This is a genomic window from Devosia riboflavina (assembly GCF_000743575.1).
In the GTDB taxonomy this organism is placed as follows: domain Bacteria; phylum Pseudomonadota; class Alphaproteobacteria; order Rhizobiales; family Devosiaceae; genus Devosia; species Devosia riboflavina.
In genome coordinates this window covers 53,957-67,597 of sequence record NZ_JQGC01000005.1, presented here as the reverse complement: position 1 = coordinate 67,597, position 13,641 = coordinate 53,957, and the positions used below count along the sequence as shown (strand labels likewise).

Here is a 13,641-nt window from a genome sequence, read left to right as displayed (position 1 = left end):
CCCTCTTACTCGCCGAGTACACGGACGAGGTGCGGGATCTTGTTGATCATGCCACGGACTTCGGGCGTATCAACCAGCTCGCGCTCTTTGTTCATCTTGTTCAGCCCGAGACCGATAAGGGTCGCGCGCTGGCTCTTTTCGCGGCGGATCGGCGAACCGATCTGCTTCACGGTGATGGTCTTGTCTTTTGCCATGTGTCTTCTCCCGAGCCCTATCAGGCTTCGACAGCAGTCTCGCCACGGCGAGCCTGCAGTTCGGAGACCTTGAGGCCACGACGAGCGGCAACAGCACGGGGGCTGTCAACACGCTTGAGGGCGTCAAAGGTCGCACGGACCATGTTGTAGGGGTTCGAAGTACCGGTGGACTTGGCGACGATGTCGTTGATGCCCAGGGTTTCGAAGACGGCGCGCATCGGACCACCGGCGATGATACCGGTACCCGGAACGGCTGCACGCAGCACGACCTTGCCGGCGCCATGGCGGCCGGTGATGTCGTGGTGCAAGGTGCGGGCGTCGCGCAGCGGCACGCGGATCATCTGGCGCTTGGCCTGTTCCGTTGCCTTGCGGATTGCCTCGGGAACTTCACGGGCCTTGCCGTGACCGAAACCGACGCGCCCCTTCTGGTCACCCACAACGACGAGGGCTGCGAAACCAAAGCGCTTGCCGCCCTTCACAACCTTGGCCACACGGTTGATGTGGACCAGGCGATCGACGAACTCGCTTTCGCGCTCTTGAACGTCTCTGCTCATAATGTTTTTCCTCGCCGCTGTTAGAACTGCAGACCGCCCTCACGGGCAGCATCTGCAAGGGCCTTAACGCGGCCGTGATAAATGTAAGCGCCGCGATCGAAGATCACTTCGGCAACACCAGCCTTCACACCGCGCTCGGCGATCAGCTTGCCAACGACGGCAGCCGCCTCGGAGGTACCGCCGCTCTTGATCGAGCTGCGCACGTCCTTCTCGAGGGTGGAAGCCGCTGCCAGCGTACGACCGTTCGCGTCGTCGATGATCTGGGCATAGATATTCTTGTCCGAGCGGAAAACGCTGAGACGGGCGCGACCGAAGGCACGAGCCTTGAGCGCCTTGCGGACACGAGCCTTGCGGCGGTCTGCACCTTTTGCACTGATAGCCATAGGTGGCGCTCCTTACTTCTTCTTGCCTTCTTTGCGGAAGACCTGCTCGTTGGCGTAACGCACGCCCTTGCCCTTGTAGGGCTCGGGGGGACGCCAGCCGCGGATCTCCGCAGCGACCTGACCGACCTGCTGCTTATCAATGCCGGTGATGACGATTTCCGTCGGAGCCGGCACGGCCAGGGTAATACCCTTGGGAGCCGCATAGATCACTTCGTGGCTGAAACCGAGCGAGAGCTTGACGTCCTTGCCCTGCAGCGCGGCGCGATAGCCGACGCCCTGAATGGCCAGCTTCTTTTCGAAACCAGCGCTCACCCCGGTGACCATGTTCTGGATCAGCGCGCGGGTGGTGCCCCAGGCAGCACGTGCCTCACGGGTGTCGTTGGCCGGGGTGACGACGATGCCGTCGGAACCCTGCTCGACATTGACGATATCCATGAGCGTGAGGCTCAGCTCGCCCTTCGGGCCCTTGGCGGACACGTCACGACCATTGATCGTGACCGTAACGCCATTAACCGGGGCCACCGGTTTCTTGCCAGTACGTGACATTCTATATCCTTGAGTAATCGTCTTACCGCGCAGCCAATGCGCGTGAAAGTGCCCGAAAACGGAGCCGATCAGCGTTTCCGAGAAACGTTGATCGCGCTCCTATCAGTTTTTGCCGCACTTACAACAGGAAAGTGGGTTTCACTTGCCTTGAAGTGCTTCAATGAGCTTCGGGCCCACACGCATTAGAAGACGCGGCAGAGTACCTCGCCACCAACGTTAGCGGCCTTGGCTTCGTGATCGGCCATCACACCCTTGGGGGTGGAGAGGATCGAAACACCGAGGCCGTTAGCCACCTGAGGAATATTCTTGACCGACGCGTACACGCGGCGGCCGGGACGGGAAACGCGCTCGATGGTGCGGATCACGCCTTCATTGTCCGAATACTTCAGTTCGATTTCGTATTCGGCAGCGCCGTTCTCGAACTTGGTCTCCGAGTAGCCGCGGATGAAACCCTCGGACTGGAGAACGTCCAGCACGCGACCACGAAGGGTCGAGGCCGGCGTCGAAACGGTATTCTTGCGACGCTCCTGAGCGTTGCGGATGCGGGTCAGCATATCGCCGATGGGATCGGAAAAGCTCATTTATGTCTCTCCTTACCAGCTCGACTTAACCAGACCCGGGATCTGACCCAGGTTGCCCAGCTGACGCAGGGCGATACGGCTCATCTTGAGCTTGCGATAGTAACCACGCGGGCGACCGGACACTTCGCAACGGTTGCGAACGCGAACCTTTGCGGAGTTGCGCGGCAGCTCGGCCAGCTTGAGGGTGGCCTTGAAGCGCTCTTCGATCGACACGCCCTGGTCCTTGACGGTAGCCTTCAGAGCAGCGCGCTTTTCGGCATACTGCTTAGCGAGCTTGGCGCGCTTGTTGTTCTTTTCGATGGAACTGGTCTTTGCCATGTTCTGATCCTTTATCCCTTCCCTGCCCGCTTACTGGCGGAACGGGAAGTTGAAAGCGCGCAGCAGAGCACGAGCTTCATCATCCGTCTTGGCCGTCGTGGCGATCACGATATCCATGCCCCAGACCTGATCGATCTGATCATAGTTGATCTCGGGGAAAATGATGTGTTCCTTGATGCCCATGGCATAGTTGCCACGGCCGTCGAAGGAGTTCGGGTTCAGGCCACGGAAGTCGCGGACGCGCGGCAGTGCGATGTTCACCAGACGATCCAGGAACTCGTACATGCGGGTCTTGCGCAGCGTAACCTTTACGCCGAGCGGCATTTCTTCACGGACCTTGAAGCCGGCGATCGACTTGCGAGCGTGCGTGATAACCGGCTTCTGGCCAGCGATCTTTTCCAGCTCGGCAGCAGCCGACTTGACCTTCTTGGTGTCGTTGACAGCTTCGCCAACGCCCATGTTCAGGACGATCTTGTCGAGCTTGGGCAGCTCCATGACGTTCTTGTACTCGAACTGCTTGGTCAGTTCGGCCTTGATGGTCTCGTCATAGTAGGTGCGCAGGCGCGGGATGTAGACGGTCTCAGCCATCGATCTGGTCTCCGGTCGACTTGGCGACGCGGGTCTTCACGCCGTCCTTGATCTGGAAACCGACGCGAGTCGGCTTGCCAGCCTTGTCAGCAACGGCCAGGTTCGACAGGTGGATCGGCGCTTCCTTGGTGAAGATACCGGCGTCCTGCGAGGCAGTCTGCTTCTGATGCTTGCGCACAAGGTTGATACCCTGGACAAGCGCCTTGGTTTCGGTCGGGATGATGGACAGGACCTGACCGGTCTTGCCCTTGTCCTTGCCGGCCAGGACGACGACTTTATCGCCCTTCTTGATCTTGGAGGCCATTATAGCACCTCTGGGGCGAGCGAGATGATCTTCATGTGGTTGCGAGCGCGGAGTTCGCGCGGAACCGGTCCGAAGATACGGGTGCCGATCGGCTCTTTCTGATTGTTGATCAGAACCGCGGCGTTCTTGTCAAAACGGATGACGGTGCCATCGGGGCGACGGATGTCGGTTGCGGTGCGAACGACCACAGCCTTCATAACCTGGCCCTTCTTAACGCGGCCACGCGGAATAGCGTCCTTGACCGAAACGACAATAATGTCGCCGACCGAGGCGTATTTGCGATGCGAACCGCCCAGCACCTTGATGCACATGACACGACGAGCGCCGGAGTTGTCCGCGACGTCGAGATTGGACTGCATCTGGATCATAACTGGATGCCTTCTAGTTGAACCGGCTGCACCGTCATCCGGCTCGCCGACCTAATTTCAATTTCTCTTACGCAGACGGAACAAGCGTCCAGCGCTTGTTCTTGCTGATCGGCGCGGTCTCTTCGATCCACACCACATCACCGACTTTAGCCACATTAGCTTCATCGTGGGCGTGGTACTTCTTGGAACGACGCACTGTCTTCTTCAGAAGGGGGTGCGTGAAACGGCGCTCGACGCGGACGACGATCGTCTTTTCGTTAGCGTCGGAGACAACAGTCCCCTGCAAAACGCGCTTTGGCATGGGTTTTATTCCTTACTTAGCTGCGTTCTTTTGGCCGAGGATCGTCTTGATCCGCGCGATGTCGCGGCGGACTTCCTTGACCCGGGCCGGCTTTTCCAACTGCTGGGTAGCGCGCTGGAAACGCAGGTTAAACTGTTCTTTCTTCAGGTCGACGAGCTGATCTTTCAGTTCGTCTGCGGTTTTGCTCCGCACATCACTGGCTTTCATGCTCGTGTTCCTTAGTCGACAATGCGCGTAACGATGCGCGTGGTGATCGGCAACTTCATTGCTCCGAGGCGAAGCGCCTCCTTTGCAACGTCTTCGGGTACGCCGTCAATCTCAAAAACGATGCGACCCGGCTTTACGCGCGCTGCCCAGTATTCCACGGAGCCCTTACCCTTACCCATACGGACTTCGGTCGGCTTCTTGGAGACCGGAAGATCCGGGAAAATCCGGATCCACACGCGGCCCTGGCGCTTCATCTCGCGAGTGATCGCGCGACGGGCTGCTTCGATCTGACGGGCGGTAACGCGTTCCGGCTCAGTAGCCTTGAGTGCGTAGGAGCCGAATGCCAGATCAGTACCACCCTTGGCCAGGCCATGGATGCGGCCCTTGTGGGCCTTACGGAACTTAGTACGCTTCGGTTGCAGCATAATTGTTCAACCTTCTTATGCGCGTTCGCGATCGCGGTCGCCGCGTTCACGACGCGGTTCGCGCTCGGAACGCTGGCCACCTTCGCTACCACCTTCGGTGGCGCGACGCTCATGGGCGGACGGATCGTGCTCGAGGACTTCACCCTTGAAGACCCAGACCTTGATGCCGATGATGCCGTACGTGGTTTCAGCTTCAGCCGTACCGTAGTCGATATCAGCACGCAGGGTGTGCAGCGGCACGCGGCCTTCGCGGTACCATTCGGTACGAGCGATGTCGGCACCACCGAGACGGCCACCAACGTTGACGCGGATACCGCCGGCGCCCATGCGGATTGCAGTCTGCACTGCACGCTTCATGGCACGACGGAAGGCAACGCGGCGTTCGAGCTGCTGGGCAATGCCCTGGGCAACGAGGGTCGCGTCGGTTTCCGGCTTGCGCACTTCAACGATGTTGATGTGCACTTCAGAGTCGGTGAACTTCTTGACCTTGGCGCGGATCTTGTCGATGTCAGCGCCCTTCTTGCCGATCACGATGCCCGGACGGGCAGTGTGGATCGACACGCGGCACTTGCGGTGCGGACGCTCGATGACGATCTTGGAAACGGCAGCAGCCTTCAGATCCTTCATCAGAGTGGTGCGGATCTTCAGGTCTTCCTGGAGCAGCGTGCCGTATTCGCCCTTGTTGGCGAACCAGCGGCTATCCCAGGTGCGGTTGATGCCCAGGCGGAAGCCAATGGGATTGATCTTCTGGCCCATTATGCGGCCTCCTCAACTTGCCGGACGATGATCGTCAGATGCGAGAATGGCTTCTCGACACGAGCCGACTTACCGCGACCGCGGGCCATGAAACGCTTCATGACCAGCGAGTTGCCGACGAAAGCTTCAGCAACGACGAGAGCGTCGGTGTCGAGGCCATGGTTATTCTCGGCATTGGCGATGGCGCTCTCGAGCACCTTCTTCACCTGGCCGGAGATGCGCTTGTGGCTGAATTCGAGATCGGCCAGGGCCTTCTCAACCTTCTTGCCACGGATCAACTGCGCGACGAGGTTCAGCTTCTGAGGGCTGATGCGCAGCATGCGCAGGACAGCCTTTGCCTCGTTGTCTTTGAGAGCGCGCTCAGTCTTTGGCTTGCTCATCTTACTTCCTCTTGGCCTTCTTGTCGGCCGCGTGACCGTAGTAGGTACGGGTCGGGGCGAACTCGCCAAACTTGTGACCGATCATGTCTTCGGTGACGGACACCGGAACATGCTTCTGGCCGTTGTGCACGCCGAACGTGATGCCGACAAACTGCGGCAGGATCGTCGAACGACGCGACCAGATCTTGATCACATCGTTGCGGCCCGAGCTCTGGGCCTTCTCGGCCTTCTTGAGCATGTAGCCGTCGACAAACGGCCCCTTCCAAACTGAACGGGTCATGACTTACCTGCCCTTCTTCACGTGACGGCTGCGAACGATAAACTGGTCCGTTGCCTTGTTGGAACGCGTGCGCTTGCCCTTGGTCGGCTTGCCCCACGGGGTAACCGGGTGACGGCCACCAGAGGTACGGCCTTCACCACCACCATGCGGGTGGTCGACCGGGTTCATGGTCACGCCGCGGTTGACCGGCTTCTTGCCGAGCCAACGGTTGCGACCGGCCTTGCCGAGCGAGGTGTTGGCGTGGTCCTGGTTGGACACGGCACCGACGGTGGCGAGGCAAGTGCCGTGAACGCGGCGCTGTTCGCCGGAGTTGAGGCGAAGGATCGCCCAACCCTGGTCACGACCGACATACTGGGCATAGGCACCGGCAGAACGGGCGACCTGGCCACCCTTGCGGGGCTTCAGTTCGACGTTGTGCACGATGGTGCCGACCGGCATGCGCTCGAGCGGCATGGCATTGCCCGGCTTCACGTCGACGGTGTTCAGCGACGAGATAACCTTGTCGCCAGCCGTCAGACGCTGCGGAGCAACGATGTAGGCCAGTTCGCCGTCTTCGTACTTGACGAGAGCGATCCAGGCGGTGCGGTTCGGATCGTATTCGAGACGTTCAATCGTCCCGACTGCGTCGAACTTCACGCGCTTGAAGTCGATCATGCGGTAAGAGCGCTTGTGACCACCACCACGGTGGTAGGACGTGATGCGACCGGTATTGTTACGGCCGCCGCTCTTGTTGAGGCCTTCGGTCAACGACTTGACCGGGGAGCCCTTCCAGAGTTCCGAACGGTCGGTCGTGATGAGGGTACGACGGCCTTCGGAGGTGGGATTATAAGTCTTTAGAGCCATTTTGCTGTCTCTTGTCCCTTAGAGGCCGGTCGAAATATCGATCGACTGGCCGTCGACGAGGGTCACGATGGCCTTCTTAACGTCATTGCGGACGCCAACCTTGCCACGGAAGCGCTTCACCTTGCCCTTGCGGACCAGGGTGTTCACTGCCTTGACCTTGACCGAGAAGAGCTGCTCGACGGCAGCCTTGATATCGGTCTTGCTGGCATCAATCGCCACGTCGAAAACGACCTGGTTGTATTCCGAAGCCATCGTCGACTTTTCGGTCACGACGGGGTTACGGACGATATCGTAAGCGGCAAGCTTGTTCATGCGAACCTCGCTTCGAGCGCTTCCAGCGCTGCCTTGGTCAGGACGAGCTTGTCGCGCTTCAGGATCGAAACAACGTTGATCCCCTGGATCGGCAGCACGTCGATGTTCGGGATGTTGCGGGCGGCCAGAGCAAAGTTCTGGTCGACGTTTGCGCCATCGATGATCAGCGCGCTTGCCCATTCGAGCTTACCGAACGTGGTACGCAGGGCAGCCGTCTTGGCTTCAGCCTGAGCAACGCTGTCGAGAACGATCAGCGAGCCAGCCTTGGCCTTGGACGAGAGAGCGTGCTTGAGAGCGAGAACGCGGACCTTCTTGGGAAGATCGATCGCGTGGCTACGCGGGGTCGGACCGAATGCACGGCCACCACCACGGAACTGGGGAGCCTTGCGATCGCCGTGACGAGCGCCGCCGCCCTTCTGCTTCTTGAACTTCTTGCCCGTGCGCACGCCTTCGGAACGGTTCTTCACGTCGTGCGTGCCGGCCATTGCCTTGAGCTGCTGGTAGCGAACCATACGGTGCAGGATGTCGGCGCGGACTTCGAGACCAAAGACATCGTCCTTGAGATCGACCGTACCGGCGGACTTACCGTCGAGAGTGGTTACCTTGAGTTCCATTTACTTCGCTTCTCCCGCAGCAGCGGCCTCGAACGAACCCGGCAGGGCAACGTTCGCGGGAGCCGGCTTCTTGACGGCGTCCTTGACCATGATCCAAGCGCCCTTGGCGCCCGGAACCGAACCCTGGATCAGCAGCAGACCGCGCTCCACGTCGGTCTTGACGACCTTGACGTTCTGCGTGGTGATGCGGCGATCGCCCATGTGGCCCGGCATCTTCTTGTTCTTGAAGGTCTTACCCGGGTCCTGACGGCCACCGGTCGAACCGATGGAACGGTGGGAAACGGACACACCGTGGGAGGCGCGCAGACCACCGAAGTTCCAGCGCTTCATACCACCGGCAAAACCCTTACCGATCGACGTACCCGTGACGTCGACAAGCTGGCCCTCGGCGAAGTGGTCCGCCTTGAGGGTGGCGCCAACCTCGATGAGGTTCGAGGCGTCAACGCGGAATTCCGCGACGTGACGCTTCGGCTCGACCTTGGCGACGGCGTACTGGCCGCGCTCAGCCTTCGAGACATTCTTGGCCTTGGCCTGGCCTGCGCCGAGCTGCAGAGCAACATAGCCGTCCTTTTCGACGGTACGCTGACCCACCACCTGGCAGTTCTGCAGGGCCAGCACCGTGACCGGAACGTGCGAGCCGTCCTCGGCGAAGATGCGGGTCATCCCCAGCTTCTGTGCGATCAATCCAGAACGCATCGGTTATACCTTCTTGTTGGCGCTCTGCCGGGTCATGGTTTCAGAGGACCCCTTTTGCGGCAGGCGCGGAAACTTATTATCGTATTCTTAGAGCTTGATTTCGACGTCGACGCCGGCGGCGAGATCGAGCTTCATCAGTGCATCGACCGTCTGAGGGGTCGGGTCCACAATGTCAAGCAGACGCTTGTGGGTCCGGATCTCGAACTGCTCACGCGCCTTCTTGTCGATGTGCGGCGAGCGGTTGACGGTGAACTTGTCGATGCGGGTCGGCAGCGGAATCGGACCGCGAACCTGGGCACCCGTACGCTTTGCGGTGTTGACGATCTCGCGGGTCGACGTATCGAGCACGCGATGGTCAAACGCCTTGAGGCGGATGCGGATATTCTGACCGTTCATCTTCTCAAATCCTGACGGAAAAAGATCGCGGCGCGCTTAATCGCGCGCCGCGAATGTCTCAAACAGACTTACTTCAGGATCGTGGCGACGACGCCCGAACCAACAGTACGGCCACCTTCACGGATAGCGAAGCGGAGCTTCTCTTCCATGGCGATCGGAACGATGAGCTGAACGTTGATGTTCAGGTTGTCGCCCGGCATCACCATTTCGGTGCCTTCGGGAAGGGTCACGATACCGGTCACGTCCGTGGTACGGAAGTAGAACTGCGGACGGTAGTTGCCGAAGAACGGAGTGTGACGGCCGCCTTCTTCCTTGGTGAGGATGTAGACCTCAGCCGTGAAGTCGGTGTGCGGGGTCACGGAACCGGGCTTGCAGAGAACCTGGCCGCGCTCAACCTGAGTGCGGTCGATACCACGGATCAGAGCGCCGATGTTGTCGCCAGCTTCACCCGAATCGAGCAGCTTGCGGAACATTTCGACACCGGTAACGGTGGTCTTCTGGGTGGCCTTGATGCCGACGATTTCGACTTCTTCGCCAACCTTGACGATGCCGCGTTCGACGCGACCGGTAACCACGGTACCACGACCCGAGATCGAGAACACGTCTTCGATCGGGAGGAGGAACGGCTGGTCAACCGGACGTTCCGGCTGCGGGATGTATTCGTCAACAGCAGCCATCAGCTCGAGAACGGCGTCGTGGCCGAGCTTCTGGTCCGAGTTTTCGAGAGCGGCGAGAGCCGAGCCCTTGATGATCGGAATGTCGTCGCCCGGGAATTCGTAGGACGAGAGCAGTTCGCGAACTTCGAGTTCGACGAGCTCGAGCAGTTCCGGATCGTCGACCATGTCGCACTTGTTCAGGAACACGACGAGAGCCGGCACACCGACCTGACGAGCGAGCAGGATGTGCTCACGGGTCTGGGGCATCGGGCCGTCAGCAGCCGACACGACGAGGATCGCGCCGTCCATCTGGGCAGCACCGGTGATCATGTTCTTCACATAGTCAGCGTGGCCGGGGCAGTCGACGTGAGCGTAGTGACGCTTGGAGGTCTCGTACTCGACGTGTGCGGTGTTGATGGTGATGCCGCGGGCCTTCTCTTCGGGGGCCGCGTCGATCTGATCGTACGCCTTGAAGGTCGCGCCGCCGGTCTCAGCCAGCACCTTGGTGATCGCTGCGGTCAGCGAGGTCTTGCCATGGTCAACGTGACCGATGGTGCCGATGTTGCAGTGCGGCTTGGAGCGGGAAAATTTTTCCTTACCCATAGCTTTTCTCCAAATTCGTCAGCGCAATGGCCGACATACAGTTGAGTTTCTTGACTAGCTTGCGCTGGTTTTAGGCGTACTTGGCCTGGACTTCGTCAGCGACAGCCTGCGGGACCTGTTCGTAGTGATCGAACACCATGGAATACTGTGCACGACCCTGGCTCATGGAGCGCAGCGAGTTCACATACCCGAACATGTTTGCAAGCGGCACGAACGCATTCACGACCTGGACAACACCACGGCCTTCAGTGCCCTGGATCTGCCCACGACGGGAGTTGAGATCGCCGATGACGTCGCCCATGTAATCTTCCGGCGTGACAACTTCAACCTTCATGATCGGTTCGAGAATTTTCGGACCGGCTTCACGAAGAGCCTCACGGAAGCCTGCACGGCCGGCGATTTCGAACGCGAGCACCGAGGAGTCGACGTCGTGGTAAGCGCCGTCGGTCAGGGTGACCTTCACGTCAACGACGGGGAAGCCGATCAGCGGGCCTGCGCCCATGACCGATTCGACGCCCTTGAGCACGCCCGGGACGTATTCCTTCGGAACAGCGCCGCCGACGATGGCGTTGACGAATTCGAGGCCCTTGCCGACTTCACCCGGCTCGACAGTGATCTTGATACGAGCGAACTGACCCGAACCACCCGACTGCTTCTTGTGGGTGTAGTCCTTGTCGGTCTTGCGCGTGATCGTCTCACGGTACGCAACCTGCGGCTGGCCGATATTGGCTTCAACCTTGAACTCGCGACGCATACGGTCGACGAGAATGTCGAGGTGAAGTTCGCCCATGCCCGAGATGATGGTCTGGCCGGATTCTTCGTCGGTCTTGACGCGGAACGACGGATCTTCGGCAGCCAGGCGGTTCAGGGCGAGGCCCATCTTTTCCTGGTCGGCCTTGGACTTCGGCTCGACGGAGATGTCGATAACCGGATCCGGGAAGACCATGCGCTCGAGGATAACCTGCGAGTTCGACGGAGCCAGCGTATCGCCGGTCGTGGTGTCCTTGAGGCCGACGATGGCAACGATGTCACCGGCAAAGGCTTCAGTGATCTGCTCACGGCTATTGGCGTGCATCTGGAACATGCGGCCAACGCGTTCGCGCTTGCCCTTCACGGTGTTTTCCAGGCTGATGCCAGCTTCGAGGTGACCCGAATAGATGCGGCAGAAGGTCAGCGTACCCATGTGCGGGTCGTTGGCGATCTTGAATGCCAGCATCGAGAGCGGTTCGCTGTCGTCGGCGTGACGTTCGATCGGCTGCTCGGTCTTGGCATCGATGCCCTGGATAGCAGGAACGTCGAGCGGGGACGGCAGATAGTCGATAACGCCATCGAGCAGGGGCTGAACGCCCTTGTTCTTGAAAGCCGAGCCAGCGAAGACCAGGAAGAACTTGGCACCAATGACGCCCTGACGAAGCAGGCGACGGATGGTGTCGTTGTTCGGCACTTCACCGTTCAGATACGCTTCCATCGCAGCGTCGTCCATTTCGACGGCGGCTTCGACGAGCTGTTCGCGGTACTTGACGGCCTTGTCCTTGAGGTCGGCCGGAATGTCGACGACATCCCACTGAGCGCCGAGCTCTTCGTTGCGCCACACCAGAGCATTCATCTCGATGAGGTCGACAACGCCCTTAAACTCGGTTTCAGCGCCGATCGGGAGCTGAACCGGAACGCCACGGGCACCCAGACGCGAACCGATCATTTCCACGCAGCGGTAGAAGTCGGCGCCGGTCTTGTCCATCTTGTTGACGAAGATGAGACGCGGAACGTGGTACTTGTCGGCCTGACGCCACACGGTTTCGGTCTGCGGTTCGACGCCAGCATTGGCGTCGAGCAGAGCGACGGCACCGTCGAGCACGCGGAGCGAACGTTCGACTTCGATGGTGAAGTCCACGTGGCCGGGGGTGTCGATGATGTTGAAGCGGTGCTGGGTACCGTTGCGGTCCTTCCAGAACGTGGTCGTAGCGGCCGACGTAATGGTGATGCCGCGTTCCTGCTCCTGCTCCATCCAGTCCATGGTCGCAGCGCCGTCGTGGACTTCGCCGATCTTATGGGACTTGCCGGTGTAGTAGAGGATACGTTCGGTCGTGGTCGTCTTGCCAGCATCGATGTGAGCCATGATGCCGAAGTTACGATAGAGATTAATAGGATATTCGCGTGCCATAGGGCGCTCCTACTACCAGCGGTAGTGCGAGAATGCACGGTTGGCGTCAGCCATACGGTGCGTGTCTTCGCGCTTCTTGACGGCCTGACCGCGGCCATTCATCGCATCCATGAGCTCGCCGGAAAGGCGCTCGCGCATGGTGTTCTCGCCGCGCTTGCGGGCGGATTCGATGAGCCAACGGATGGCCAGGGCCTGCTGACGGTCAGTGCGGACTTCAACCGGAACCTGGTACGTAGCACCGCCAACGCGGCGCGAACGGACTTCAACGGCCGGACGGATATTGTCCAGGGCGTTGTGGAACACAGTGATCGGGTCCTGCTTCGTCTTGGTCTCGACGATGTCGAAGGCGCCATAGACGATGGATTCTGCAGCCGACTTCTTGCCGTCCTTCATGAGCGAATTCATGAACTTGGAAACGACCAGATCGCCGAACTTGGGATCAGGAATAACTTCACGCTTCTCGGCGCGGTGACGACGGGACATCGCTCAATATCTCCTTACTTCGGACGCTTCGCGCCATACTTGGACCGGCGCTGCTTGCGGTCCTTCACGCTCTGCGTGTCGAGGACGCCGCGGAGCACGTGGTAGCGAACGCCCGGCAAATCGCGAACGCGACCGCCGCGGATGAGCACAACGGAGTGCTCCTGCAGATTGTGACCCTCACCCGGGATGTAGGAAATCACTTCGCGCTGGTTGGTCAGGCGAACCTTGGCCACCTTACGCAGAGCCGAGTTCGGCTTCTTCGGGGTCGTGGTGTACACACGGGAGCAAACGCCGCGCTTTTGCGGATTGGCTTCCATGGCGGGAACTTTGTTCCGCTTTGGCTTGCTGGCGCGTGGTTTGCGGATCAGCTGATTAATGGTGGGCATTGCGCTCTTTCCATCGTCCAAAAATTCTAGTTCGGTCTACACAAGCAAACCAAAGTGGCGCTCATCCGAACCTACAAAGGATCGGGCGGCGCCCCAATTTGCAGCGGACCAGCCCCAAAAATGAGGACGGTCATGCGCACATTGATTTGCTTCGTCTAGTTACCCGACAGTGTGTTTGATTGTCCTGGATTCCCGCGCTAGATGGCAGGGACCCGGTGTGACAACCACGACCGACCGCTAAGGTAGGCGCTGTTTAGAACCGTTGACTCGCTCAGTCAAGGATTCTTTCGCGTAAAAATTCGCGGG

Annotated in this window: 24 protein-coding genes; all 24 read right to left on the bottom strand. The window is 59.8% G+C overall.

Annotated features, from left to right (window positions below; all coding sequences use genetic code 11):
- Positions 1 to 5: 5 nt before the first annotated feature.
- The 24 genes from rpmD to rpsL all read right to left on the bottom strand — a co-directional run bounded on the left by rpmD (position 6) and on the right by rpsL (position 13,335).
- Entirely contained in the window at positions 6 to 194 is a 189-nt protein-coding gene (gene rpmD / locus JP75_RS06770) for a 50S ribosomal protein L30 (RefSeq protein WP_035080858.1), read from the bottom strand.
- Between the two features lie 20 nt (positions 195 to 214).
- A complete protein-coding gene (rpsE, locus tag JP75_RS06765; protein ID WP_035080856.1) occupies positions 215 to 748 on the bottom strand; it encodes a 30S ribosomal protein S5 in 534 nt (177 codons plus the stop codon).
- 20 nt (positions 749 to 768) lie between these two features.
- The gene (gene rplR, locus JP75_RS06760) at positions 769 to 1,131 is read right to left on the bottom strand and encodes a 50S ribosomal protein L18 (protein WP_035080854.1); all 363 of its coding nucleotides are present in this window, start codon (positions 1,129 to 1,131) and stop codon (positions 769 to 771) included.
- 12 nt (positions 1,132 to 1,143) lie between these two features.
- The gene (rplF, locus tag JP75_RS06755; RefSeq protein ID WP_035080852.1) at positions 1,144 to 1,677 is read right to left on the bottom strand and encodes a 50S ribosomal protein L6; all 534 of its coding nucleotides are present in this window, start codon (positions 1,675 to 1,677) and stop codon (positions 1,144 to 1,146) included.
- 182 nt (positions 1,678 to 1,859) lie between these two features.
- Positions 1,860 to 2,258, bottom strand: coding sequence for a 30S ribosomal protein S8 (gene rpsH / locus JP75_RS06750; RefSeq protein ID WP_035080850.1), 399 nt, complete (start codon positions 2,256 to 2,258; stop codon positions 1,860 to 1,862).
- A 12-nt stretch (positions 2,259 to 2,270) separates the two neighbouring features.
- Positions 2,271 to 2,576: a 30S ribosomal protein S14 gene (gene rpsN / locus JP75_RS06745; protein WP_035080848.1), complete on the bottom strand. Its 306-nt coding sequence runs from the start codon at positions 2,574 to 2,576 to the stop codon at positions 2,271 to 2,273.
- 30 nt (positions 2,577 to 2,606) lie between these two features.
- The gene (gene rplE / locus JP75_RS06740) at positions 2,607 to 3,164 is read right to left on the bottom strand and encodes a 50S ribosomal protein L5 (protein ID WP_035080846.1); all 558 of its coding nucleotides are present in this window, start codon (positions 3,162 to 3,164) and stop codon (positions 2,607 to 2,609) included.
- Positions 3,157 to 3,468, bottom strand: a complete 312-nt coding sequence (rplX, locus tag JP75_RS06735) for a 50S ribosomal protein L24 (RefSeq protein WP_035080844.1) — start codon at positions 3,466 to 3,468, stop codon at positions 3,157 to 3,159. The genes rplE and rplX overlap by 8 nt, the downstream gene beginning before the upstream one ends.
- Entirely contained in the window at positions 3,468 to 3,836 is a 369-nt protein-coding gene (gene rplN / locus JP75_RS06730) for a 50S ribosomal protein L14 (RefSeq protein ID WP_035080843.1), read from the bottom strand. The genes rplX and rplN overlap by 1 nt, the downstream gene beginning before the upstream one ends.
- A gap of 67 nt (positions 3,837 to 3,903) precedes the next feature.
- Positions 3,904 to 4,137 carry a 30S ribosomal protein S17 gene (rpsQ, locus tag JP75_RS06725; protein WP_035080842.1) on the bottom strand — a complete coding sequence of 78 codons (234 nt, stop codon included), beginning with the start codon at positions 4,135 to 4,137 and terminating at the stop codon, positions 3,904 to 3,906.
- A gap of 12 nt (positions 4,138 to 4,149) precedes the next feature.
- Positions 4,150 to 4,344, bottom strand: coding sequence for a 50S ribosomal protein L29 (rpmC, locus tag JP75_RS06720; protein WP_035080840.1), 195 nt, complete (start codon positions 4,342 to 4,344; stop codon positions 4,150 to 4,152).
- Positions 4,345 to 4,355: 11 nt separating this feature from the next.
- Entirely contained in the window at positions 4,356 to 4,769 is a 414-nt protein-coding gene (gene rplP / locus JP75_RS06715; RefSeq protein ID WP_035080838.1) for a 50S ribosomal protein L16, read from the bottom strand.
- 15 nt (positions 4,770 to 4,784) lie between these two features.
- Entirely contained in the window at positions 4,785 to 5,525 is a 741-nt protein-coding gene (gene rpsC, locus JP75_RS06710; protein ID WP_035080836.1) for a 30S ribosomal protein S3, read from the bottom strand.
- Positions 5,525 to 5,905: a 50S ribosomal protein L22 gene (gene rplV / locus JP75_RS06705; protein WP_035080834.1), complete on the bottom strand. Its 381-nt coding sequence runs from the start codon at positions 5,903 to 5,905 to the stop codon at positions 5,525 to 5,527. Before rplV ends, rpsC begins: the two co-directional genes overlap by 1 nt.
- Before the next feature lies 1 nt (position 5,906).
- Positions 5,907 to 6,185, bottom strand: a complete 279-nt coding sequence (gene rpsS / locus JP75_RS06700; protein WP_035080832.1) for a 30S ribosomal protein S19 — start codon at positions 6,183 to 6,185, stop codon at positions 5,907 to 5,909.
- Between the two features lie 3 nt (positions 6,186 to 6,188).
- A complete protein-coding gene (rplB, locus tag JP75_RS06695; RefSeq protein ID WP_035080828.1) occupies positions 6,189 to 7,028 on the bottom strand; it encodes a 50S ribosomal protein L2 in 840 nt (279 codons plus the stop codon).
- Between the two features lie 18 nt (positions 7,029 to 7,046).
- Entirely contained in the window at positions 7,047 to 7,340 is a 294-nt protein-coding gene (locus JP75_RS06690; protein ID WP_035080826.1) for a 50S ribosomal protein L23, read from the bottom strand.
- Entirely contained in the window at positions 7,337 to 7,954 is a 618-nt protein-coding gene (gene rplD, locus JP75_RS06685) for a 50S ribosomal protein L4 (protein ID WP_035080824.1), read from the bottom strand. The genes JP75_RS06690 and rplD overlap by 4 nt, the downstream gene beginning before the upstream one ends.
- Positions 7,955 to 8,650, bottom strand: a complete 696-nt coding sequence (gene rplC, locus JP75_RS06680; protein ID WP_035080822.1) for a 50S ribosomal protein L3 — start codon at positions 8,648 to 8,650, stop codon at positions 7,955 to 7,957.
- A gap of 87 nt (positions 8,651 to 8,737) precedes the next feature.
- Positions 8,738 to 9,046, bottom strand: coding sequence for a 30S ribosomal protein S10 (rpsJ, locus tag JP75_RS06675; protein ID WP_035080820.1), 309 nt, complete (start codon positions 9,044 to 9,046; stop codon positions 8,738 to 8,740).
- Between the two features lie 68 nt (positions 9,047 to 9,114).
- The gene (gene tuf / locus JP75_RS06670) at positions 9,115 to 10,305 is read right to left on the bottom strand and encodes an elongation factor Tu (RefSeq protein ID WP_035080818.1); all 1,191 of its coding nucleotides are present in this window, start codon (positions 10,303 to 10,305) and stop codon (positions 9,115 to 9,117) included.
- Between the two features lie 70 nt (positions 10,306 to 10,375).
- Positions 10,376 to 12,466, bottom strand: coding sequence for an elongation factor G (fusA, locus tag JP75_RS06665; protein WP_035080817.1), 2,091 nt, complete (start codon positions 12,464 to 12,466; stop codon positions 10,376 to 10,378).
- A gap of 12 nt (positions 12,467 to 12,478) precedes the next feature.
- Complete coding sequence (gene rpsG / locus JP75_RS06660) at positions 12,479 to 12,949, bottom strand: 30S ribosomal protein S7 (protein ID WP_035080814.1); 471 nt, start codon at positions 12,947 to 12,949, stop codon at positions 12,479 to 12,481.
- Between the two features lie 14 nt (positions 12,950 to 12,963).
- Positions 12,964 to 13,335, bottom strand: coding sequence for a 30S ribosomal protein S12 (rpsL, locus tag JP75_RS06655; RefSeq protein WP_035080811.1), 372 nt, complete (start codon positions 13,333 to 13,335; stop codon positions 12,964 to 12,966).
- Between the last annotated feature and the right edge of the window lie 306 nt (positions 13,336 to 13,641).

Excerpts from the sequence above, each read along its gene's own strand:
- rpmD (WP_035080858.1), bottom strand. The coding sequence starts at position 194 with ATGGCAAAAGACAAGACCATCACCGTGAAGCAGATCGGTTCGCCGATC.
- rpsE (WP_035080856.1), bottom strand. The coding sequence starts at position 748 with ATGAGCAGAGACGTTCAAGAGCGCGAAAGCGAGTTCGTCGATCGCCTG.
- rplR (WP_035080854.1), bottom strand. The coding sequence starts at position 1,131 with ATGGCTATCAGTGCAAAAGGTGCAGACCGCCGCAAGGCTCGTGTCCGC.
- rplF (WP_035080852.1), bottom strand. The coding sequence starts at position 1,677 with ATGTCACGTACTGGCAAGAAACCGGTGGCCCCGGTTAATGGCGTTACG.
- rpsH (WP_035080850.1), bottom strand. The coding sequence starts at position 2,258 with ATGAGCTTTTCCGATCCCATCGGCGATATGCTGACCCGCATCCGCAAC.
- rpsN (WP_035080848.1), bottom strand. The coding sequence starts at position 2,576 with ATGGCAAAGACCAGTTCCATCGAAAAGAACAACAAGCGCGCCAAGCTC.
- rplE (WP_035080846.1), bottom strand. The coding sequence starts at position 3,164 with ATGGCTGAGACCGTCTACATCCCGCGCCTGCGCACCTACTATGACGAG.
- rplX (WP_035080844.1), bottom strand. The coding sequence starts at position 3,468 with ATGGCCTCCAAGATCAAGAAGGGCGATAAAGTCGTCGTCCTGGCCGGC.
- rplN (WP_035080843.1), bottom strand. The coding sequence starts at position 3,836 with ATGATCCAGATGCAGTCCAATCTCGACGTCGCGGACAACTCCGGCGCT.
- rpsQ (WP_035080842.1), bottom strand. The coding sequence starts at position 4,137 with ATGCCAAAGCGCGTTTTGCAGGGGACTGTTGTCTCCGACGCTAACGAA.
- rpmC (WP_035080840.1), bottom strand. The coding sequence starts at position 4,344 with ATGAAAGCCAGTGATGTGCGGAGCAAAACCGCAGACGAACTGAAAGAT.
- rplP (WP_035080838.1), bottom strand. The coding sequence starts at position 4,769 with ATGCTGCAACCGAAGCGTACTAAGTTCCGTAAGGCCCACAAGGGCCGC.
- rpsC (WP_035080836.1), bottom strand. The coding sequence starts at position 5,525 with ATGGGCCAGAAGATCAATCCCATTGGCTTCCGCCTGGGCATCAACCGC.
- rplV (WP_035080834.1), bottom strand. The coding sequence starts at position 5,905 with ATGAGCAAGCCAAAGACTGAGCGCGCTCTCAAAGACAACGAGGCAAAG.
- rpsS (WP_035080832.1), bottom strand. The coding sequence starts at position 6,185 with ATGACCCGTTCAGTTTGGAAGGGGCCGTTTGTCGACGGCTACATGCTC.
- rplB (WP_035080828.1), bottom strand. The coding sequence starts at position 7,028 with ATGGCTCTAAAGACTTATAATCCCACCTCCGAAGGCCGTCGTACCCTC.
- JP75_RS06690 (WP_035080826.1), bottom strand. The coding sequence starts at position 7,340 with ATGAACAAGCTTGCCGCTTACGATATCGTCCGTAACCCCGTCGTGACC.
- rplD (WP_035080824.1), bottom strand. The coding sequence starts at position 7,954 with ATGGAACTCAAGGTAACCACTCTCGACGGTAAGTCCGCCGGTACGGTC.
- rplC (WP_035080822.1), bottom strand. The coding sequence starts at position 8,650 with ATGCGTTCTGGATTGATCGCACAGAAGCTGGGGATGACCCGCATCTTC.
- rpsJ (WP_035080820.1), bottom strand. The coding sequence starts at position 9,046 with ATGAACGGTCAGAATATCCGCATCCGCCTCAAGGCGTTTGACCATCGC.
- tuf (WP_035080818.1), bottom strand. The coding sequence starts at position 10,305 with ATGGGTAAGGAAAAATTTTCCCGCTCCAAGCCGCACTGCAACATCGGC.
- fusA (WP_035080817.1), bottom strand. The coding sequence starts at position 12,466 with ATGGCACGCGAATATCCTATTAATCTCTATCGTAACTTCGGCATCATG.
- rpsG (WP_035080814.1), bottom strand. The coding sequence starts at position 12,949 with ATGTCCCGTCGTCACCGCGCCGAGAAGCGTGAAGTTATTCCTGATCCC.
- rpsL (WP_035080811.1), bottom strand. The coding sequence starts at position 13,335 with ATGCCCACCATTAATCAGCTGATCCGCAAACCACGCGCCAGCAAGCCA.